This window comes from Burkholderia lata, from assembly GCF_000012945.1.
GTDB lineage: Bacteria > Pseudomonadota > Gammaproteobacteria > Burkholderiales > Burkholderiaceae > Burkholderia > Burkholderia lata.
In genome coordinates, this window is sequence record NC_007511.1 from 1,032,439 (window position 1) to 1,052,884 (window position 20,446).

The following is a 20,446-nucleotide window of genomic DNA, read 5'->3' on the forward strand; positions in this document are numbered from 1 at the left end:
CGCGAACCGTCTATTCGATGGCTTCGCCGTTCACATACGCACGCAGCCCGTCGGCCAGCGCATCGAACACCGCGCGGCAGCGCGGGCTAGACCGCAGGTCCTCGTGCATCACGCCCCAGGTTTCCAGCTGCATCGCGGGCCCGTCCGGCAGCACGCGCACGAGCCGTGGGTCGCGTTTCGCGAGGCCGCTCTGGCAGAAGCCGATCCCGTAACCGGCGCGGATCATCGCGAGCTGCGCAACGTTGCTGTCGGTACGCAGCGCGAACGCATCACGTTTCCACAGCGGCATGCTGCGCCCCATCGAACGGATGAACGGCGTGACCGTATCGAAGCCGATCAACGGGTGATGCGCGAGTTCGTCGATCGTCGTGGGCGACCCGTTGCGCGCCAGGTAGTCGTCGCGCGCATACAGCGCGACGTCGATTTCGCCGATGCGCCGTGCAACGAGCGCCTCCTGCACGGGCGGGGCCATCCGGACCGCGATGTCGGCCTCGCGCTTGAGCACGTCCTGGATGCGGTCGGTCGGCACCAGTTCGATGACGAGCCCCGGATGGTTGCGCCGCAATTGCGCGAGAATCGGCGGCAGCACCTCGACGGCGATCACGTCGCTGGCCGAGATCCGCACGATGCCGCGCACACCCGCGCCGTGGCTTGCCGCCGCGCGCTCGAACGCGGCCGCCGCGCTGCGCAGCGCTTCCGCATGGCCGCGCAGCGCGAGCGCCGCCTCGGTCGGCAACAAGCCGGACGGCGAGCGCGTGAACAGCGTCTGGCCGAACGCGGCCTCGAGCGCCGCGACGTGGCGGCCGGCTGTCGGCTGCGTGATGCCGAGCGCGCGCGCCGCGCCCGACAGCGAGCCTTCCGTCAGCACGGCGAGGAAGGTGCGGTAGCGTTCCCAGTTCAGATCGATAGCCATACATAAATGTATAGCTGATCCGTTGTGCTCGGCAATTCCTTGTTAGCCGTCGGCGCGCCAGAATGCGTGTCATCACGGAAGTTCATTCAAGGAGAGCGGTAATGACGACCCACGCAGGCGGGACACAACGACAGGCACTCGTGCTCGGTGCGAGCGGCGGAATTGGCGGGGAAGTCGCGCGCCAGTTGCGCGACGCGGGCTGGCAGGTGCGTGCGCTGAAGCGCGGGCTCGACGCCGAGGTCGTGGAGCGCGACGGCATTGCCTGGATGCGCGGCGACGCGATGGACCGCGACGCGGTCGTCCGGGCCGCGCGCGGCTGCAGCGTGATCGTGCATGCGGTGAATCCGCCCGGCTACCGGGACTGGGCCGGGCAGGTGCTGCCGATGATCGACAACACGATCGCGGCGGCGAAGGCGGAGCGGGCCACCGTCGTGTTGCCGGGCACCGTCTACAACTACGGCGCCGATGCGTTTCCGGTCTTGTACGAAGACGCGCCGCAGCATCCGTCGACGCGCAAGGGCGCGATCCGCGTCGAGCTGGAGCGCCGGCTGCAGGATGCGGCCGGGCAGGGCGTTCGCACGATCATCGTGCGCGCCGGCGATTTCTTCGGGCCGAAGCTCACCGGCAACAGCTGGTTCGCGGCGGGGTTCGTCAAGGCCGGGCAGCCGGTGGCGGCGATCAGCGTGCCGGGGCGGGACGGCATCGGGCATCAATGGTCGTATGTGCCGGATGCCGCGCGCGCGATGGTCGAGCTGATCGAGCGGCGCGACACGCTGGAACCGTTCGCGCGCTTTCACCTCGGCGGACATTGGGATGCGGACGGCACGCAGATGGCGGAGGCCGTGCGCCGCGTCGCGCAGCGGCACGGGCTGCGTCCGACGGTGCGCAAGTTCCCGTGGTGGTTCGTGTGGGCGGCGGCGCCGTTCGTCACGACGCTGCGCGAATTGCTCGAGATGCGCTACCTGTGGCGCGAGCCGATCCGGCTCGACAACGCGCGGGTGACCGCGGTGCTCGGCCGCGAGCCGGTGACGCCGCTCGACACGGCGGTGGAGGCGACGCTGGCGGGGCTCGGGTGTCTCAAGTGAGCAACGGCGGTCGCGAACGCAAGCGCGTTCTGCTATGATCCGCGCTCCCTTCCTCGACGCTGCTGCAGGAAGGTACCCACGACCGCCGGAACGCCGGAGGTCGCGTCGTACCTTTTTCATTTCCAGCAGCGATGTCTACTCTTCCTCGCTTAAAAAAGGCCTTGCAACGGCAAGGCATCCATGTCGACTATCACGCCGGCATCTATCACCTGCGCAATGAACTGACGCAGGCGTCCGTCCTGTTGCCCGAAGCGCTCCCGCTCGAGGAGAAGGCCGTTCAGCAGTTGCTCGCGTTCGCGGCCGTCCGTTCGCCGGATGGCCATCAGCGCGTGTGCAAGGCTTGCGCGACGCCCGATTTTCATCCGGGCGGGGTTGCGCCGGTCGGCTCGATCGTCGCGACCGACGACGCGTTCGTGATTCCCGCCGCGATCGGCACCGATATCAATTGCGGGATGCGTCTCGTCACCACGGGCCTCAAGCGGTCGGCGCTCGCGCCGTTCGAGACGGCCCTCGTCGAGCGGCTGACGCGCGCGATCCTCGCGGATCGGCGCGACGTGCCGGTTACCAGCGATGCATTCCGCGCGCTGTTCGATGCGGGCCCGGCGGCATTCGTCGATCGCGTTGCGTCGCAGGGGCTCTGGCAGCACGTCGACCGCGACCGCCTCATCGACGAACTGTCGTCGTGCATCGGCCTCGACCGGTTCGACGGCAGCGCGAAATATGCGCCGGACGCACACGTCGGGTCGCGTGAAGTCTTTCGCGATCCTTGCCTCGGCACACCCGGGTCGGGCAATCATTTCGTCGAGCTGCAGGTGGTCGATGCCGTGTTCGACCGGCATGCGGCCTACCGCGCGGGACTCGCGAAGGACGATGTTGTCGTGATGATCCACAGCGGTTCGCGCGATGTCGGCTTCTACGTCGGGCGGCGCTGGATGGACCGGGCGCGCGCGGCGTGGCCGGCCGGCGTCAGGCATCCGGAAAGCGGCCTGTACGGCCTTTCCGGCGAGCTGGCGCGCGAATACCTCGTCGCGATGGGCACGGCTGCGCGCTACGCGTGGCTCAACCGTGTCGTGCTGGCCGAAATGGTGCGCAAGGAACTGGCGGAACTCACCGGCGAAACCCGCTCGGCCCTCGTGGTCGACGTGCCGCACAACGTCGTGCTGCGCGAAAACGGGATGAACATCCATCGCAAGGGGGCGACACCCGCTCGCGACGGCGATCTCGCGCTGATTCCCGGATCGATGGGCGATGCGTCGTTTCTCGCGACCGGGCTCGGCCATCCCGACTGGCTGTGGTCATGCAGCCACGGCGCCGGCCGCAGCGTGCGCCGGCAGGCGGTGCGGCGCATGCGCACGGAGCAGGCGCCGGGCACGTCGCGCTGCGTCACGCTGCGCGACGAGCGTCGCATCGAGGAAGCGCCGGAAGCCTACAAGCCGATCGGGCCCGTGATCGATGCGCAGGAGCAGGCCGGCCTCATTCGCAGCGCGGTCCGGCTGAAGCCGTGGGTCACGTTCAAGGCGTGACGGGCGGCCGCGTGCTCCGTGGCCGCTGTCGTTGCGTGCGCCAGGGCGGCGACGCGCCATCCGCTTCCCCGTGCCTCGGGCTGCGCCCGGGCACGGGGAAGCGTCATCGCGAACCGGAGCCCACGCGGCACAACAATTTTCCACATACCCGGGCGCGTCCGATGAGCATCATGGCGGTCAACGTCGAAAAAGCGAAAACGGGGGCGCAATGTTGCATTTCGGATGGAAAGTGTCGGTTGCGGGCGCAATGATGTTTGCATTGAGCGGGTGTACCAACCTGGTTGGCGTGCTGTATTGCGGCAACTCGCAGTTCAACTTTCCGGACTATCACTGCTTTCAGCCGTACTAGCCGGGGCAGGCGCGGCGACAGGACGCTGTCGCGCCCGTGTGCCGCGCGTCATCGTCCCTTATGCCACGACCGGCAGCACTTCCACTGCGTAGCGGTGCCGAAGGCTGCGCCCGAGCACCGGGTCGTGCAGTTCCATCTCGAACGCATCGCCGTCGCCCATCGCCGCGATCGCGCCATGCACGGCAACCGTGCCGCCATACATCGCGCTGCGCGCGGGCATCGTGCGGCGGTCGTCGAAGCGCTGCCACAGCCCCTCGGGCGCAAGCAGGCCGCTCACCGCGCCGTGCTGGTACGCCGTCCGCTCGCCATCGCGCGAGATCAGCCACGCGCGCATCTCGATCGCATCCCAGTGATCCGCGACGTCCGCGTAACGCCACGCGTCGCGGCCGAGCGGTTTCGCGCACACCTGCTTCGACACCGCGACGCCGTAGGCTTCGACCTCACGATCCGTATGATCGGAGCCGACCGTCACGAGCGTGCCGGCCGGGCTGTCGAGCAGCACGCATTCGATCTCGCCGCCCGAGCGCGCACCGAGCACGCCGATCGATGGTGCCTGCGTGAGCAGCGCGGCCGATACGCGATAGAAGCACGGCGTGGTCGACGGCGGCGCGACGCCGAGCGCCGCGAGTTCGTCGATATGCGCCTGGATCGCGGCCGGATCGCGGCCGGCCCAGCCGGCGATCACGACGCGCTCGATCTCGACGTCGACGGTGGCCGGCGCGTGTTGCCGGGAAATCACGTTGAACGACAGGGTTGGCATACGGGTTATCCGGTTGAAGTGCGAAGGAATGAAGCGGCTGGCTGCAACGCTCAATCCGCGAGCGGCTGGTGCGCGGTTTCGCGGGCGACGAGGAGCGCGATCGACGTGACGACGAGCGCGGCGGCGACATACAGCGATACGGCCGTCGTCGTGCCCGTCTGCCGGAACAGCGCGGCGATCACGAGCGGCGCGAAGCCGCCGCCGACGATGCCGGCGAGCGTGTACGCGAGCGACGAGCCCGCATAGCGCACACGGGTCGGGAACTGTTCGGTCACGAACGCGCCTTGCGGGCCGTACATCACCGCGTGGATCACGAGGCCGATCGCGACGGCCGCGACGATCGCGCCGGGGCGTGCCGAATCGAGCAGGGTGAAGAACGCGAACGCCCACACGATGCCGGCGAGCGCGCCGGCGAGATACACGGGCCGGCGGCCGAAGCGGTCGGACAGCGCACCGAAGAACGGCACCGCGAGCGCGTTGCAGGCCGTGCCGATCATCACGGCCGTCAGCGCGACGGGGCGCGACAGGTGTAGCACGGTCGTCACGTAGGTGAGCGTGAACACGACGATCAGCGCATACAGCACGTCCGAACCGATCCGCGACCCGCCCGCGATCAGCAGGCGTTTCCAGTGGACCTTCAGCACGTCGGCGACGGGCACCTCGGCGGTCGCGTGCGATTCGGCGAGCTGCTCGAACTGCGGCGTTTCGTCGACGCCGCGCCGCAGCCAGAAACCGAACACGACGAGCAGCGCGCTGGCCGCGAACGGCACGCGCCAGCCCCATGACAGGAAATCGCCCGACGTGGTCGACAGCGTCACGAGCGCGATGCAGCCGGTGCCGAGCAGCGTGCCGAACGACGGGCCGATCTGCGTCCACGACGCGGACAGCCCGCGCCGCTTCTGGTCGCCGTGCTCGACCGACAGCAGCACCGCGCCGGCCCATTCGCCGCCGAGCGCGACGCCCTGCACGAAGCGCAGCGCGACGAGCAGGATCGGGCTCAGGATGCCGGCTTGCGCATAGGTCGGCAGCGCACCCATCAGCGCGGTCGTCACGCCCATCAGCACGAGCGTGAGCATCAGCACCGCGCGGCGGCCGATGCGGTCGCCGAGATTGCCGAACACGAAGCCGCCGAGCGGGCGCGACACGTAGCCGACCGCATAGGTCGAGAACGCGAGGATCGTGCCGGCCAGCGGATCGACCGACGGGAAGAACAGATGGTTGAAGACGAGCGCGGCGAGCGTGTTGTAGATCGTGAAGTCGTACCACTCGAGCGACGTGCCGATCATGCTCGCGGTCGCGAGTCGGCTGGTGCGGACGCGGTGGGGCGCGTGGGCGGCGGGCTGGGCGAGAGTGCTCATGGTGTCGGGCATGTCGTGACGGGAACGCGATGAGGCGCCGGGCCGGTGCGCTGGCGTGCTTCGTGCCTGCGGTGCGGCCGGCGTGGGCGATCAGGCGGGCAGCGCGGCGGCGGCAGCGGGCTCGGTTTCGACGTCGCTGCGCGTTGCATGCAGCGGTGCGGCGGCGCGCCACAGCAAGTCGAAGGTGCGCACGTCGTCGTGCCCGGCGAGCGTGGCGGCGACGCGGCGCGTCGCGGCCGCATCGCTGCCCTCGATCAGCACGAGCGCATCGGCGGCCGGGCGGGCGGTTGCATCGGCGCCGATCGGCGCGGACAGCTCGGGCGCGGTGCAAAAGAGGCACGCGGCGTGGATGCCCGGTTCGTGCAGCACGTCGTCGAAGCGCTCGCGCAGCTGCGGCACGTCGATGCGATCCGGCGGCAGCACGAACAGCGCGAGATGCGCACCTTCGCCGTCACCGGCCTCGATCGTCAGTTCTCCGACGCGTCGCTGCGTGCCCGTCATGCGCTCGAAGTTCGCGAGCGACCATGCGGTCTGCTGCGTGAACGCGCGCCGGTACGCGTCGCCATGAAATACGTCGAGCGCGTCCGTCACGTACAGCGCGAGGTATTTGCGCGGGCCGCGATCGGTCGCACGAAAGCGCCGCGCATGCGTGAAGCCGGGAATCGCGACACGTTCCTGCATGTGCTCGCGGTCGTACCACGCGTTGAAATCGGCTTCGTGCGCGGGGTCGATATCCGTCCAGACGCAAAGCTGGCCGTGCGGAAGGGAAAAGCGGGTCATCGCGGGGTTCCTCGTGACGGGGGGATGTCAGGAACCGCAGTTTCCCGAAGACGGGCCGTGCCCGTCCAACAAGAAAACAAATTCGCGGTGAACAGGTTTTCTTATGAGCGGCGCGGACGGCGTTTCGCGGGAGGCGTGGCAGGTGGTGCGGATGGCGTCGTGCGCTTTGCTTTCGCGGGCGTATTGGACTTTGCTTTTTTTGCGGGACGGGCGGGTGTCTTGTCGACGCTATCGGGCCTGACTGGTGCAGCAGTTTTTGCGTGACTCGCGGCCGCGGCCATCGCGCGCGCGACTTCGCTGGCCAGTTCCGCGATGCGCGCGGCCACCGGCAGGCCCTGGCTGCGGTACGTCGCGACGAGCGGCAGCGCGGGGAATTCGGGCTCGACGTCGAGCAGTTCGAGCGCGCCTTCGTGCAGCTCGCGCCCGATGATCGCGGGCGGCAGCGCGGCCACGCCGAAGCCGTCGGCGACGAGGCGGATCATCGCCGCGACCGACGTGATGCAGTTGATGCTGGCTGGCCGCTCGACGGCCGCGAACAGCCGCTCGATCGTCGCGTGCGGCCCCGAGTGGCGCGAGAAGCTGATGATCGGGAATTCGGCCAGGCGCGCGACGTCGAGCGGCTGGCCACCGAGCCCGAGGCGCGGGCTGGCCGCCCAGCGCACCGGAAATTCGCACAGCGGCAGGTTCGTGAAATCGGGGCCCGGCACCGGGTCGGTCTGCAGGATCAGGTCGACGCCGTCGGTGCTGAGCAGGCGGATCAGGTGCAACGTCGTGTCGCTGGTGATCTCGACGTCGAGGCGCGGATAGCGCTCGCGCAGTTGCGCCATCAGCGCGGGGAACCAGCTGTGTACGATCGATTCGATCACGCCGATCCGGATCAGGCCCGCATCGCTTGCCGCATCGATATCGCGGCGCATTTCGCCATCGAGCCGCACGATCCGCTCCGCGTACGCGAGCATGCGGCGCCCGGCGGGCGTGAGCGTGGCCGAGCGCGTGTTGCGGTCGAACAGGCGCACGTCGAATGCTTCCTCGAGCGACGCGATGCGGCTCGATACGGCGGCCTGCGTCGTGTGCAGTTTTTCGGCCGTGAGCCGGAAGTTTTCCAGCTTGGCGAGCCAGACGAAGGTTTCAAGAAACCGGATGTTCATCGACGCTCGAACAGTGGGGCAGTGCCGGGCAGGGCGGCGGGATCGGTCGATGGTAGCGGATTTTCGGGGGCGGGAAGCAGGAGGGAAGCAGGCGGGCGGCGCGGTGCGGTGCGCGTGCGGCGGCGGGGGGCTTGGACGGTCCGCGTAGGGCAGTTGCGCGACGGGAAACGCCTGCAGGAGGATGAGCGTGAAGGGCCGCCCGCGACGCACGCGTCACGCGGGCGGCGCACCCGCGCGCATCAAAGCTTGTCGAACGCGAGCGTCGGCACGTCGACGACCATCGCGCCACCGTCCGCGACGAGCGTCGCGCCGGTCACGAACGACGCGTCCGGTGACGCAAGGAACGCGCAGACGGCCGCGATTTCGTCCGGGTCGGCCGCGCGCCGCAGCGGCACGTCGGCACTGACGCGCGCATACGCGCCGTCGAGCGTGTCGCCGTGCGCCGACATCAGCGGTGCCATCTCCGCATCGGCCATCGGCGTACGGACCCAGCCGGGACACACCGCATTCGCCCGCACGCCGTGCGGCCCGTAGTCGCGCGCGAGCGACCGGGCGAGCCCGAGCAGCGCGTGCTTGCCGACCGTATAGCCGCACACGCCGGGCCCGGCCGCGAGCGCGGCGATCGACGCGACCAGCACGATGCTGCCACGCTGCGCGATCAGGTCGGGCAGGCATGCGCGCGCACTGACGAACGCGGTGTCGAGGTTCGCGTGCATCGCGTCGCGCCACTGCGCGTCGTCGGTTTCGTCCGCGCGGCCAAGCCCGTGGCCGCCCGCGCACGTGACCAGCGCGTCGACGCGGCCGAAGCGTTCGGCGATCTGCGGCAGGAAGCGGGCCCAGTCGGCGGTGCTCGCGGCATCGCCGGCCAGCGCGAAGCCGCCCGTTTCGGCGGCCAGCGCGTCGAGCGGCGCCTGACGCCGCCCGATCAGCACGACGCGATCGCCGCGGCGGGCGAAGCGGTGCGCGCACGCGGCGCCGATACCGGTGCCTGCGCCGGTGATCGCGATCGTGCGGGGTTGCGGGTGTGTCATGTCGTGCTCCGGAAAGGTGTCGTTTCCGGTCACTTTAGGCGGCGCCGGCAAGCGCCGGTATCAGCCGAAAGGATGAACGCGGGCGGCATCCGGCCGGCCGGTGCGACCGCGGGCCATTTTGCAAAGGCTGACGTTGTGCGGCGCCGAATCGCTCTATCCTCCACATTTTTGCGATAAGTCACGAAAGCCCGGCAGAATAGCGCGGGCGGGCCGCGCCTCGACGCGCGGCGCATCGGCCGGTCGATTCCGTCGTGCGAGCGGAGCCGCAGGCCGGCGATCCCGGCGGGAGCGCACACCCGGTGCGCGGGCGTTGCATCGTCCGAGGATCGTGCCACGACAACATATCGCCCGGTGGCGCGTTCGCGCGCCGGACCATCGACAAGAACAGGGAGGGCCGGCTATGAGGCTGGACGACGAAAGGGAAAGCACGAACGTCGAGGATCGCCGCGGTGCCGGCGGGTTCGGCGGCGGGCGCGGCGCGACGATCGGCATCGGCACGATCGTGGTTGCGTTCGCCGCGTCGTATTTCTTCGGGATCGACCCGCGCGTGATACTCGAAGGCGCATCGGCGCTGCAGGGCCACCAGCAGCAGGCGCAGCCCGCGCCCGCGCAGCGGCAGGGCGCGGCGGCGAACGAACCGAACGTTGTGTTCACGCGCAAGGTGCTCGGCAATATCGAGCGCACGTGGACGAGCGTGTTCAATACCCAGTTGCACGCGCAGTACCAGCCGCCGACGCTCGTGATGTTCAAGAACTCGACGCCGACCGCATGCGGCACGGGCCAGACCGCGATGGGGCCGTTCTATTGCCCGGGCGACCGCAAGGTGTACATCGATCTCGGTTTCTACGACGAATTGCGCAAGCGTTTCGGCGCGGGCGGCGATTTCGCGCAGGCTTACGTGATCGCGCACGAAGTCGGCCATCACGTGCAGAACCTGCTCGGCATCTCCGACAAGGTCGACGCCGCGCGTCGGCGGGCGAGCCAGGCGCACTCGAACGCGCTGTCGGTGCGGATGGAACTGCAGGCCGATTGCTTCGCCGGCGTGTGGGCGAACAACGCGCAGCGCGCGAACCAGCGGCTGATGGAACCCGGCGATTTCGAGCAGGGGCTGAAGGCCGCCGCCGCGATCGGCGACGACCGGCTGCAGCAGCAAGGGCAGGGCTACGTGGTGCCGGAAAGCTTCACGCACGGCACCAGCGACCAGCGCGTGTACTGGCTGCGGCGCGGGATGGAATCGGGCGAGCTGAGCGCCTGCGACACGTTCGCCGCGAACGCACGCTGAAAGCGGCGCGCCCCGTCGCGCGCCCGCATCGTCCCGGCCGAATCCCCCATGCCGGCCGGGCCGGGACGATTTGCCGATTTGTGCTCACCGGCGCTTTTCGGCGCCGGTAGGCTGGCCCGAACTTCGATCTTCGATCCGTTCGCCTGCCAGCCGATTCCACCATGCCGACTTCCTCCGTTTCCGCCGACCCGGCCGCCGCCGACTGGCAGCGCGCGCTGCGCGCGTGCGTGGACGCGTTCGACGCGTTCGCGAGCCCGTCCGCGATCGTGTTCTACCGGCTCGACCAGAGCGGCGAACCGGCCGATTTCGAGCTGTTCGGAATGCCGGAATCGATGCATCGCACCTATGTCGCGCGCTACCGGATGCTCGATCCGCTGCATCCGTCGCGCTGCGCGGCAGGCGAACGCGCGGTCGTCACGCTCGCGTCCCAATTGCCTGATGAAAGGCGCGATGCGTCCGCGTACTGGACCCGTTTCCTGCAGCGGCACGACGTGGCCGACGTCGTCGAGATCTGGCTGCGTGACGCGGGCCGGACGGTCGGCGCGTTCTCGCTGCTGCGCTTCGGGGCGGGCGACACGGGCGGCGGCGCGGCCGGCAACAGCACGGCCGGGCGGTTCGCGCCCGGGGAGATCGATGCGCTCGCGCGGTTGCAGCCCGTGGCCGAAGCCGCGCTGAGCCCGCTGTTGCGTGTGCGGAGCGGGATCCACCGGATCAGCTGCGAGGAGCGGCTGACCTACCGCGAGGAGCAGATCGCGCGCCTCGTACGCGACGGCCGCTCGAACAAGGAGATCGCCCGCGATCTCGCGCTCGGCCAGCCGACCGTCAAGACGCACCTGATGCGCATGTACCGCAAGCTCGGCGTGTCGAACCGCACGGAACTGGTCGGGGCGCTGTTCCTGTAATTCATCGGATAATTGCGATCCGGAATTCGAACCTTTCGCGATTGCCGATTCATGAATACCCAAGCCAAAGCGTTGCTGGCCGCGCTGCTCGTGTTGCTGGGGGCCTCCACGGCCTCGACGGCGTTCGCGCAAGAGGGCGAACCCGATTCGTGCTCCGTGCTGCAACCGACCCGGATGCTGGCCGATGACGTCGGCGATGCTGGTACCGATCTCGGCGACGGATGGCTCGCGCTGGCGCCCAGCGGCAATCGCTGGAACCTTGCGCCGGCACGCATCCGGCTCACACCGGCGCAACCGGATGGCGCAGTCGTCGACGTCACGCCCGACGTGAAAAAGGCCGTCGCGCTGTTGCGTTGCAAATCGCTCACGCAGGGCCGGGTCGAAGCGGCGAACCTGGCGTTCCGGAACGGCGGAAGGGTGATCGAGCCAGGCCGCGAACCGCTGCGTTTCGCGTTTCAAGGCCGCCGGTACGCGTTGCGCTACACCGCATCCGGCGCGGTGATTGCCGAAGGCGGGGGTAAGCGGTCGGTCCTGCATGATTTCGGCGGCGACACGCCGCCGTTTCGCGTGACACTGATCTGGGCGGGCGACCTCGATCGCGACGGCCGACTGGATTTCCTGATGGAATTCGGCAGTGAAATCGGCACGAATTTCTGCCTGTTCACGTCGGGCAATGCGAAGGAAAACGAACTGGTCGGGCCTGCGGGCTGCCTCGATGTCAGTGGCTGACCGGCAAGAAGCCCGTGCCAAGCACCCATCTCGCAAGCCCGACCTGCCGAACCGAACCGAACCGAACCGAACCGAACCGCACCGAACCGCACCGCACCGCACCGGCTGGCGCGCTGCCGCCGCAATCGTCCGGCTCGCGAGCCCTTGCCGTCGTGCAGTACCATGCGCGATCGTCGTTTCGATAACAACCAGGGGCCGGGAACATGGACGTCACGATCATTGCAGTTTCGCTTGTGGTCGTCGCCTTGAGCGTTGCACTGCCGATTTTCATCGTCAGGACCGTGAGAAGCGGGATATACGATTCGCTGTACTTCCTGATTCCGTTGGCGCTCGGCATCTACTGGCTGGATTACCAGGCGTACGACTTCCTGGCGTCGATGGGGCACGGCTTCAGAAACTAGCATGGCAATGACCGGGCATCGGCCCGGTACCGGCACGAGCATGCCCGCGCCGGTCGAACAGGCCGGCCTGTCTGCCCGCGCGATACCGAGCCGGCTTCCGGTCTCGGCATTCGACCCGCCCCCGCGGGGTTCGAACCCGCCCCCCTCGGCGCCCACGCGCTGCCAATTTGCGCTCACCGGGCGCGAACCCTCGTCGATACAGTGGAACGACGCCCGCGTGCCCGTGCGCACGCGGTCCAGCCACGACAATCCTCGAGACGCCCATGAGCACCACGAATTTCGTCGCCGTCAGCGACACCGTGCGCACCTTCGTTGCGCGCGACTTCGGCCTCTTCATCGACGGTGAAATGCAGCCCGCCCACGCGGCCGCGCGGCTCGACGTGTACGACCCCGCGACGGGCGAGCGGCTTGCGACGGTCGCGGACGCCGACGAGCGCGACGTCGATCGCGCGGTCGCCAGTGCGAAGCACGCATTCGACACCCGGGTGTGGAGCGGCCTGCGCCCGGCCGACCGCGAACGCATCCTGCTGAAACTCGCCGACCTGATCGAGCGCGACGCCGAAACGCTCGCGCAGCTCGAAACGCTGAACCAGGGCAAGTCGATCCACGTGTCGCGCGCGATCGAGGTCGGCGCAAGCGTCGAATACGTGCGCTACATGGCCGGCTGGGCGACCAAGATCACCGGCCAGACGCTCGACGTGTCGATCCCGTTTCCGCCCGGCGCGCGCTATACGGCCTATACGCGCAAGGAGCCGGTCGGCGTGGTCGCCGCGATCGTGCCGTGGAATTTCCCGCTGATGATCGCGGTGTGGAAGCTGATCCCGGCGCTCGCGGCCGGCTGCACGATCGTGCTGAAGCCGTCGCCGGAAACGCCGCTCACCGCGCTGCGCCTGGCCGAACTTGCGCTCGAAGCCGGCGTGCCGCCCGGCGTGTTCAACGTCGTCACCGGCGGCCGCGTGTGCGGTGCCGCACTCGCGAGCCACCCGTCGATCGCGAAGATCTCGTTCACGGGCTCGACCGCGACCGGCAAGCTGGTCGGCGCGGCGGCCGTGCAGAACATGACGCGCTTCTCGCTCGAGCTCGGCGGCAAGAACCCGATCGTGATGCTCGACGACATCGACGTTGCACAGGCGCTCGATGGCGTCGCCGCCGGCGCGTTCTTCAACCAGGGGCAGGTGTGCGCGGCCGCATCGCGCATCTATGTGCACCGCAGCAAGTTCGCGCAGCTTGCGGATGGCCTCGCGGGCGTCGCGCAATCGATGAAACTCGGCGCGGGCCTCGACACGACCGCGCAGATCAACCCGCTGGTTTCCGCGCACCATCGCGACAAGGTCGTCCAGCACATCGAAGGCGCGCGCCGCGCGGGCCTGACGTTCCTCGCGGGCGGCACGCCGGCCGACGACCTGCCCGGCTACTACGTGAAGCCGGCGGTGATCGCCGATCCGCATCCGGACAGCGCGATCGTGCGCGACGAAGTGTTCGGCCCGGTGATCGTCGTCGTGCCGTTCGACGACGCGGCCGATGCGGTGCGCCTCGCGAACGCGTCGCCGTACGGCCTCGCCGCGAGCATCTGGAGCAACGACCTGAAGCGCGTGATGAACCTCGTGCCGCAGATCGAGGCCGGCACCGTGTGGGTGAACTGCCATATCCCGCTCGACCCGTCGATGCCGTTCGGCGGCTACAAGCAATCGGGCATCGGCCGCGAATTCGGCCAGTACGCGATCGAAGGCTTCACCGAAACCAAATCCGTCTGCATCGCGCACTGACGCGCGGCGCCAACGACGAAAACCTCGGACCTCGGCCAACGAGGTTCAAACGATCCGACAGTGGAGACTGCAATGAGCTACAACGAAGCGAAATTCTGGCATCCGATGGTGCACCCGAACGAGATGAAGCAACGCAAGCCGATCCGCATCGTGCGCGGCGACGGCTGCTATGTGTTCGATGAAGAGGGGCGGAAACTCGTCGACGGCGTCGCGGGCCTGTGGAACGTGAACGTCGGCCACAACCGCCAGGAAGTGAAGGACGCGATCGTGCGCCAGCTCGACGAACTCGAATACTTCCAGCTGTTCGACGGCATTTCGCATCCGCGCGCGGAAGAGCTGTCGAAGAAGGTGATCGACATGCTCGAGCCGGAAGGCATGCGTCGCGTGCTGTACAGCTCGGGCGGCTCCGATTCGATCGAGACCGCGCTGAAAATTGCGCGCCAATACTGGAAGGTGCGCGGCCAGGCCGACCGCACCAAGTTCATCTCGCTGAAGCAGGGCTATCACGGCACGCACTTCGGCGGTGCGTCGGTGAACGGCAACACGGTGTTCCGCCGCAACTACGAGCCGAACCTGCCGGGTTGCTTCCACGTCGAGACGCCGTGGCTGTACCGCAACCCGTTCACGCAGGATCCGGAGGAACTCGGCCGGATCTGCGCGGAAATGCTGGAGCGCGAGATCCAGTTCCAGAGCCCCGACACGGTCGCCGCGTTCATCGCGGAGCCGATCCAGGGCGCGGGCGGCGTGATCGTGCCGCCGGCCAACTACTGGCCGCTCGTGCGCGAGGTGTGCGACCGTTACGGCGTGCTGCTGATCGCCGACGAGGTCGTGACGGGCTTCGGCCGCAGCGGCAGCATGTTCGGCAGCCGCGGCTGGGGCGTGCGCCCGGACATCATGTGTCTCGCGAAGGGGATCTCGTCGGGCTACGTGCCGCTCGGCGCGACGGTCGTGAACGCGCGGATCGAGGACGCGTTCGCCGCGAACGCCGATTTCGGCGGCGCGATCATGCACGGCTATACGTACGCGGGCCACCCGGTCGCCTGCGCGGCCGCGATCGCGAGCCTCGACATCGTCGTGAAGGAAGACCTGCCGGCGAACGCGGCGAAGCAGGGCGCGTATCTGCTCGAAGCGCTGAAGCCGTTCGCGGAACGCTTCGCGGCAGTTGGCGAGGTGCGCGGCAAGGGGCTGATGCTCGCGCTCGACCTGGTTGCGAACAAGGACACGCGCGAGCCGATCGACCCGCTGTCCGGCTATGCGAACGCGGTCGCGGAAGTCGCGCGCGAGAACGGCGTGCTGGTGCGCCCGGTCGGCACGAAGATCATCCTGTCGCCGCCGCTCGTGATCCAGCGCGAGCAGCTCGACCGGATCGTCGACGCTCTGGCGGCGGGCTTCGAGGCCGTGCCGTTCGCGTGATGGCGTGATCGCGTGACGGCACGCCGGCGGCGGGCAGCGCGGCTGCCGCCGGTTTGCCGATTTGCGCTATGACCGGATTATTTTGCCTGCGTATTTTTTCGACATCGGATCGAGTTGTGATCGACAAGGGGCCCGGGAATCGAAGCGCTTGAGCGCCGCTCCGGGCCGACCGCATAGCCATGGAACCCCGGCCGCCGACGAAGCGGCGGCCGGGGTCGACACAGGAAGGAGACAAGGATGTCGGGATGGTCTGGAGTTACCGGCGCAGCGGGCGATACGCCCGGCGGCACGCCGGCTGAAGCGGGCGGCGGCACGGCGCTGAAGGCGGGTGCGGTCGGTTTTCCGACCGCGCTGGCGAGCGCCGTCGGCCTCATCATGGCAAGCCCGGTGATTCTCACCGCGACGTCGGGCTTCGGAATGGGCGGCTGGGCGTTCGCGGTCGCGATGATCATCGCGTTCGTGATGATGCAGGCGCAGGCGACGACCTTCTCCGAAGCCGCCGCGATGCTGCCCACGGCCGGCTCGGTTTACGATTACCTGTCGTGCGGGCTCGGCCGCTTCTGGGCGATCACCGGCACGATCTCCGCGTATTTCCTCGTGCACGTGTTCGCCGGCACGGCGGAGACGATCCTGAGCGGCATCATGGCGCTCGTCAACTTCGAATCGCTGAATGCCGCGTTCGAGAAGCACAACAGCTCGTGGCTCGTCGGTGTCGGCCTCGTCGTCACGTTCGCGATCACCAACATCATCGGCATCAAGGTGTTCAGCAAGCTCGAGATCGTGCTGACGGCCGGCATGTGGCTGTCGCTGATGATCTTCGGGATTCTCGGGCTCGCGGCCGCGCCGGCCGTGCACCTCGACGGCTGGTTTGGCGGCTCGGAAGTCGGCACGTCGATTCCGGCCGTGCTGTCGCTGGTCGGGATGGCGATGTTCATGTTCGTCGGCTGCGAGTTCGTCACGCCGCTCGCGCCGGAAATGAAGTCGCCGGGCAAGACGATCCCGCGCGCGATGGCGCTGGGCCTCGTCGGCGTCGCGATCTGCATGTTCCTGTACGGCGCGGCGATCCGCCGCCAGGTCGCGAACGTGCCGGTGAGCCCCGACGGCCTCACGCACCTGCTCGACACACCGGGCGCGATTCCCGCGTTCGCGCTGCAGGTGCTCGGGCCCTTCGGCCGCATCTGGTTCGGCATCGCGTTCCTGTGCGCGGGCGCCGCGACGATCAACACGCTGATGGCCGGGCTGCCGCGCATCCTGTACGGGATGGCGATCGACGGGGCGCTGCCGCGCTGCTTCGCGTACCTGCATCCGCGCTTCAAGACGCCGGTGGTCGGCATCGTTGCCGCGGCGATCGTGCCGATCTTCCACGCGTGGCTGATCAACGGCAATCTCGACAGCATCCTGCACCTCGTGCTGGCCGCGACCTGCGCGTGGGGCACCGCGTACCTGCTCGTCACCGCGTCGGTCGTGATGCTGCGGATTCGCCGCCCGGACCTGCCGCGCCCGTACCGTTCGCCGCTGTTCCCGCTGCCGCAGATCGTGTCGAGCGTCGGCATCGTCCTGGCGATCTGGTACATCACGCCGCCAGGCATGAACGCGCGCGACATCTACGTGCCGTTCGGCGCGATGCTCGGGCTTACCGCGCTGTACGCACTGTTCTGGACGCTCGTCGTGCAGCGCCAGCATCCGTTCAAGCCGGTGCCGGTCGAGGAAGTGCTGCGCAACGAGCACGTCGCATCGTGAAGCTCGCACTCACCCGCTGGCGCGCGGCGCCCGATGCGCCGCCGCCCGGCCATCGACCCGGTGCGATCGCCGCGCGCGTGCTGGCCGACCTGCGCGCCGAGCGCGATGCCGACGGGGCCGGTGGTCTGACGGCCCGGCTGCCGAACGGCGTGCGCGTGAGCATGGAAGAGCGGGTCGACCGCCAGTTCCTGATGCATACGGTCAGCGTGAAGGTGGCGGCCACCGTGTGCGGCCCGGCCGTGCAGGGCAGCGCGCGCGTGCGCCAGACCGGCTGGCTGCGCAGCACGGGTATCGACGCGGTGGCCGTGCCGGGATGTGACCCCGGATTTGTCGACACGCTGGCCGCGCTGGTGGCAGAGCCGTCGCTGGCCGACGCGCTGCGGCCGCTGCACCTGACCGATTGCACGATCGACGCGCACGATGGCCGCTGGACGCTCGCGATCGTGCCGTTCGGCGGCAGCGAGGTCGTGAACCGGATGCCGTCGTTCCGCCGCTACGTCCGCCTGACGGGCGAGCAGGCCGCCGCGCTGTCGGCGGCCTGTCTTGCGTTCGAAACCGCACTACGCAGGATTTTGCACGGGTAAGCTGTGGCGTTGCGCGCCGGGGGAGCCCGGCGGCCGCGTTTAGGGGTTTTACCGGAGATGCCGATGCTGTTCCAGTCACGCTCACACGAAGACGTGCACGATCACGGGCTCGCGATCGCGGGCTGGCATCAGGTCTACCGCCAGATGACGCCGGGCCGCTTCAAGGGCACCGTCACGCAGGTGCTGTACGACGATTTCCACTTCTTCCGCGAAACGACCAACCGGCGCGTCGCGCAAACCGGGCTCGCGCCGGCCGGGCGCACGTCGCTCGCGGTGCCGCTGTCCGTGCCGCTCGCCGGCACGTTCCAGGGCCAGCCCGTCGACGGCTATGCGCTGCTCGCGCTGCGCGCCGGCGAGGATTTCGAATTCCACACGCCGGAAGGGATGGGGCTCGTCGGGATCAGCGCGGCGTCCGACATGGTCGACGAGCTGTGCGAAGCCGAATTCGGCGCATCCGGCGCACGCAAGCTGCGCCACGTGACGCGGCTGTCCGACGAGCAGGGCGTCGCGCTCGGCGTACGGCTGTCGGCGCTGATCGACGACGCGCAGCGCAATCCGGGCCACCTCGAATACGCGGCCACCCGCAAGATGTTCCGCGACGCGATGCTCGGCATGTTCCTCGACGCGCTCGAGCAGGGCATCGGCGTCGAGCGCCGCGACATCACGCACGCCACCTACAGCGACATCGTGAGCCGTTGCGAGAAGCATCTGCGCGACCGGCCAGAAGAACCCGTCACCGTGCTCGAACTGTGCCGCGCGCTGCGCTGCAGCCGCCGCACGCTGCAAACGAGTTTTCAACGCGTAGCCGACGTCACGCCGGTCGGCTATCTGCGCACGATCCGGCTGAACGCGGTGCGCCGCATGCTGCGGACGACGTCCGTGCAGCAGCTCGGCGTCGGCGAGGCCGCCGCGAGCTGGGGTTTCACGCACCTCGGCTATTTCGCGCGCGAGTATCGCGACCTGTTCGGCGAGCTGCCGTCGCAGACAACGCGCCCCGAATGACGCACGCGCGCCGCAACGGCGCTGTTGGGCACGGTCGCGGGCAACGCGTGCGACTGTTTGCCGATTTGCGATAGAGGTCCTGAATTTTCGCTGGATAGAGTCCTGTCACCCATATCGATAACCCCATCGATCTGCACTGCGAATCGATGACAACAGAGGGGCGGGACATGAAGATCGGACGACGACTGGCCGCGGCTGCGGCGACGCTGGGTTGCATGCACGCACACGCGCAGACCACGGGCAGCGTGACGCTGTACGGCACCGTGGACACCGGCATCATCTACTCGACGAACCAGCAGTTCACGCGCGCCGACGGCAGCACCGGCGGCGGCCATGCGTGGCAGATGGGCGGCGGCAACCTCGTGCCGTCGCGCTTCGGCTTCCAGGGCGCCGAGCCGCTCGGCGGCGGGCTCAATGCGGTGTTCACGCTCGAGCAGCAGTTCCTGTCGGCGAACGGGCAGGCGCTGCAGGGCGGCACGGCCTTCAGCCGGCAGGCGTGGGTCGGGCTGCGCCAGGACGGAATCGGCACGCTCGGCCTTGGCCGTCAATACGACTCGTACACCGACATGCTCGGCGCGTACGTGTCGAGCAACAACTGGGCGACACCGTACGGCTCGCACCTCGGCGACGTCGACAACCTGAACGCCGCATTCAACTTCAACAACGCGGTGAAGTTCACCAGCGCCGATTTCAACGGCCTCACGTTCGGCGGCACGTTCAGCTTCGGCGGGCAGGCTGGCGACTTCTCCGCGAAGCGCGGCTATGCGGTGGCCGCGACGTACACGCGTGCGCCGGTCGCGTTCTCGGTCGGCTACCTCGACCTGCACCAGCCGCTCGACGCGGCGCTCGGCGGCGCGAGCGGCTATATCGGCGATTTCGCGTGCAGCAACCCGGGCGCGATGTACTGCCTGCTGCAGGACGCCGGCTCGATGCGCGCGTTCGGTGCGGGCGGATCGGTCACGTTCGGCGATGCGACGATCGCGCTCACCTACACGCATACGCGCCTCGGCGACAGCCGCTATTTCTCGACCACCGCGCAGCCGCGCACGCAGGCGTTCACGTTCGACATCGGCGAATTGAACGCCACCTACATGTTCACGCCGGCGCTGCAGGGCGGCGTGGCCTATATCTTCAACGCCGCGCATACCGACGGGCGCGGCACGACGCGGTTCCACCAGGTGAACGTCGGCACGAACTACAGCCTGTCGAAGCGCACGGCGCTGTATGCGGTCGCGATCGGCCAGATCGCGAGCGGGAAGGGGCTCGGCACCGACGCGGACGGCAACGCGGTGAACTACGCGCAGATCCCGGTGCTCGCGAACAGCAACTCGAGCCGGCAACTGGCGGTGATGGCCGGGATTCGCGTGAACTTCTGACCGTCTGCGGCGCTGGCGCCAGTCCATCGATGGAAAGCGATGCTTGAAAAAATCGCCCGTATGCTTGACTGAACGGGCGAGATTGATGGAAACCCAATATCGCGAGCCATGGCGTGGAAGGTCGGGAGCGGTTTTCCCGCCATTTTCATCAGGTGCCGGATCGTTCTGTCCGGCGCACCTTCGCGTGTCCCGGATTGCCCGGCTTGCCGCTTGCCACAATACCTTCACGGTCGACGTGAACAATGGCGACGCTTCAGGCGACCCGACGTGTCGCCCGCGTTGCACACGTGTGCAACGAATGGTT

At 68.5% G+C, this 20,446-nt stretch carries 18 protein-coding genes; 12 read left to right on the plus strand and 6 right to left on the minus strand.

All coding sequences use genetic code 11. From position 1 onward, the window contains the following. Positions 1 to 10: 10 nt before the first annotated feature. Positions 11 to 913, minus strand: coding sequence for a LysR family transcriptional regulator (locus BCEP18194_RS27375; RefSeq protein WP_011354528.1), 903 nt, complete (start codon positions 911 to 913; stop codon positions 11 to 13). Positions 914 to 1,014: 101 nt separating this feature from the next. Here BCEP18194_RS27375 and BCEP18194_RS27380 point away from each other — a divergent pair, with 101 nt between their 5' ends. Next, entirely contained in the window at positions 1,015 to 1,998 is a 984-nt protein-coding gene (locus BCEP18194_RS27380) for an NAD-dependent epimerase/dehydratase family protein (RefSeq protein ID WP_011354529.1), read from the plus strand. Between the two features lie 131 nt (positions 1,999 to 2,129). After that, positions 2,130 to 3,521 carry an RtcB family protein gene (locus BCEP18194_RS27385; RefSeq protein ID WP_011354530.1) on the plus strand — a complete coding sequence of 464 codons (1,392 nt, stop codon included), beginning with the start codon at positions 2,130 to 2,132 and terminating at the stop codon, positions 3,519 to 3,521. 407 nt (positions 3,522 to 3,928) lie between these two features. Here the strand turns inward: BCEP18194_RS27385 and BCEP18194_RS27390 are convergent, their stop codons facing one another. From BCEP18194_RS27390 to BCEP18194_RS27410, 5 genes are all read right to left on the minus strand, one after another. Then, the gene (locus tag BCEP18194_RS27390; protein WP_041493230.1) at positions 3,929 to 4,630 is read right to left on the minus strand and encodes a DUF2848 domain-containing protein; all 702 of its coding nucleotides are present in this window, start codon (positions 4,628 to 4,630) and stop codon (positions 3,929 to 3,931) included. Positions 4,631 to 4,680: 50 nt separating this feature from the next. Further along, on the minus strand, positions 4,681 to 6,000 hold the full coding sequence (locus BCEP18194_RS27395; RefSeq protein WP_011354532.1) for an MFS transporter: 1,320 nt from the start codon (positions 5,998 to 6,000) through the stop codon (positions 4,681 to 4,683). Between the two features lie 78 nt (positions 6,001 to 6,078). Then, complete coding sequence (locus tag BCEP18194_RS27400; RefSeq protein WP_011354533.1) at positions 6,079 to 6,768, minus strand: DUF4286 family protein; 690 nt, start codon at positions 6,766 to 6,768, stop codon at positions 6,079 to 6,081. Positions 6,769 to 6,869: 101 nt separating this feature from the next. Continuing rightward, a complete protein-coding gene (locus BCEP18194_RS27405; RefSeq protein WP_011354534.1) occupies positions 6,870 to 7,916 on the minus strand; it encodes a LysR family transcriptional regulator in 1,047 nt (348 codons plus the stop codon). 239 nt (positions 7,917 to 8,155) lie between these two features. Further along, positions 8,156 to 8,947, minus strand: coding sequence for an SDR family NAD(P)-dependent oxidoreductase (locus BCEP18194_RS27410; protein WP_011354535.1), 792 nt, complete (start codon positions 8,945 to 8,947; stop codon positions 8,156 to 8,158). A gap of 400 nt (positions 8,948 to 9,347) precedes the next feature. Between BCEP18194_RS27410 and ypfJ the strand changes: the two genes are divergently transcribed. From ypfJ to BCEP18194_RS27460, 10 genes are all read left to right on the plus strand, one after another. Then, complete coding sequence (gene ypfJ, locus BCEP18194_RS27415; RefSeq protein ID WP_011354536.1) at positions 9,348 to 10,229, plus strand: KPN_02809 family neutral zinc metallopeptidase; 882 nt, start codon at positions 9,348 to 9,350, stop codon at positions 10,227 to 10,229. Between the two features lie 161 nt (positions 10,230 to 10,390). Beyond that, complete coding sequence (locus BCEP18194_RS27420; RefSeq protein WP_011354537.1) at positions 10,391 to 11,131, plus strand: helix-turn-helix transcriptional regulator; 741 nt, start codon at positions 10,391 to 10,393, stop codon at positions 11,129 to 11,131. A gap of 72 nt (positions 11,132 to 11,203) precedes the next feature. Then, entirely contained in the window at positions 11,204 to 11,860 is a 657-nt protein-coding gene (locus BCEP18194_RS27425) for a hypothetical protein (protein ID WP_244273086.1), read from the plus strand. 203 nt (positions 11,861 to 12,063) lie between these two features. Beyond that, positions 12,064 to 12,261, plus strand: coding sequence for a hypothetical protein (locus tag BCEP18194_RS27430; protein WP_011354539.1), 198 nt, complete (start codon positions 12,064 to 12,066; stop codon positions 12,259 to 12,261). A gap of 263 nt (positions 12,262 to 12,524) precedes the next feature. Then, complete coding sequence (locus tag BCEP18194_RS27435) at positions 12,525 to 14,027, plus strand: aldehyde dehydrogenase family protein (protein WP_011354540.1); 1,503 nt, start codon at positions 12,525 to 12,527, stop codon at positions 14,025 to 14,027. Positions 14,028 to 14,099: 72 nt separating this feature from the next. Beyond that, a complete protein-coding gene (locus BCEP18194_RS27440) occupies positions 14,100 to 15,440 on the plus strand; it encodes an aspartate aminotransferase family protein (RefSeq protein WP_011354541.1) in 1,341 nt (446 codons plus the stop codon). A 237-nt stretch (positions 15,441 to 15,677) separates the two neighbouring features. Then, positions 15,678 to 17,180 carry an APC family permease gene (locus BCEP18194_RS27445; RefSeq protein WP_011354542.1) on the plus strand — a complete coding sequence of 501 codons (1,503 nt, stop codon included), beginning with the start codon at positions 15,678 to 15,680 and terminating at the stop codon, positions 17,178 to 17,180. After that, complete coding sequence (locus BCEP18194_RS27450; RefSeq protein WP_011354543.1) at positions 17,177 to 17,764, plus strand: DUF3156 family protein; 588 nt, start codon at positions 17,177 to 17,179, stop codon at positions 17,762 to 17,764. The genes BCEP18194_RS27445 and BCEP18194_RS27450 overlap by 4 nt, the downstream gene beginning before the upstream one ends. Before the next feature lie 63 nt (positions 17,765 to 17,827). Then, positions 17,828 to 18,766: a helix-turn-helix domain-containing protein gene (locus BCEP18194_RS27455; RefSeq protein WP_041493501.1), complete on the plus strand. Its 939-nt coding sequence runs from the start codon at positions 17,828 to 17,830 to the stop codon at positions 18,764 to 18,766. Positions 18,767 to 18,933: 167 nt separating this feature from the next. Then, complete coding sequence (locus BCEP18194_RS27460; RefSeq protein ID WP_011354545.1) at positions 18,934 to 20,142, plus strand: porin; 1,209 nt, start codon at positions 18,934 to 18,936, stop codon at positions 20,140 to 20,142. Positions 20,143 to 20,446: the final 304 nt, after the last annotated feature.

Coding starts and splice junctions, on each gene's coding strand:
- BCEP18194_RS27420 (WP_011354537.1), top strand. CDS start 10,391: ATGCCGACTTCCTCCGTTTCCGCCGACCCGGCCGCCGCCGACTGGCAG.
- BCEP18194_RS27455 (WP_041493501.1), top strand. CDS start 17,828: ATGCTGTTCCAGTCACGCTCACACGAAGACGTGCACGATCACGGGCTC.
- BCEP18194_RS27405 (WP_011354534.1), bottom strand. CDS start 7,916: ATGAACATCCGGTTTCTTGAAACCTTCGTCTGGCTCGCCAAGCTGGAA.
- BCEP18194_RS27445 (WP_011354542.1), top strand. CDS start 15,678: ATGTCGGGATGGTCTGGAGTTACCGGCGCAGCGGGCGATACGCCCGGC.
- BCEP18194_RS27435 (WP_011354540.1), top strand. CDS start 12,525: ATGAGCACCACGAATTTCGTCGCCGTCAGCGACACCGTGCGCACCTTC.
- BCEP18194_RS27380 (WP_011354529.1), top strand. CDS start 1,015: ATGACGACCCACGCAGGCGGGACACAACGACAGGCACTCGTGCTCGGT.
- BCEP18194_RS27400 (WP_011354533.1), bottom strand. CDS start 6,768: ATGACCCGCTTTTCCCTTCCGCACGGCCAGCTTTGCGTCTGGACGGAT.
- BCEP18194_RS27440 (WP_011354541.1), top strand. CDS start 14,100: ATGAGCTACAACGAAGCGAAATTCTGGCATCCGATGGTGCACCCGAAC.
- BCEP18194_RS27430 (WP_011354539.1), top strand. CDS start 12,064: ATGGACGTCACGATCATTGCAGTTTCGCTTGTGGTCGTCGCCTTGAGC.
- BCEP18194_RS27375 (WP_011354528.1), bottom strand. CDS start 913: ATGGCTATCGATCTGAACTGGGAACGCTACCGCACCTTCCTCGCCGTG.
- ypfJ (WP_011354536.1), top strand. CDS start 9,348: ATGAGGCTGGACGACGAAAGGGAAAGCACGAACGTCGAGGATCGCCGC.
- BCEP18194_RS27395 (WP_011354532.1), bottom strand. CDS start 6,000: ATGCCCGACACCATGAGCACTCTCGCCCAGCCCGCCGCCCACGCGCCC.
- BCEP18194_RS27385 (WP_011354530.1), top strand. CDS start 2,130: ATGTCTACTCTTCCTCGCTTAAAAAAGGCCTTGCAACGGCAAGGCATC.
- BCEP18194_RS27390 (WP_041493230.1), bottom strand. CDS start 4,630: ATGCCAACCCTGTCGTTCAACGTGATTTCCCGGCAACACGCGCCGGCC.
- BCEP18194_RS27410 (WP_011354535.1), bottom strand. CDS start 8,947: ATGACACACCCGCAACCCCGCACGATCGCGATCACCGGCGCAGGCACC.
- BCEP18194_RS27460 (WP_011354545.1), top strand. CDS start 18,934: ATGAAGATCGGACGACGACTGGCCGCGGCTGCGGCGACGCTGGGTTGC.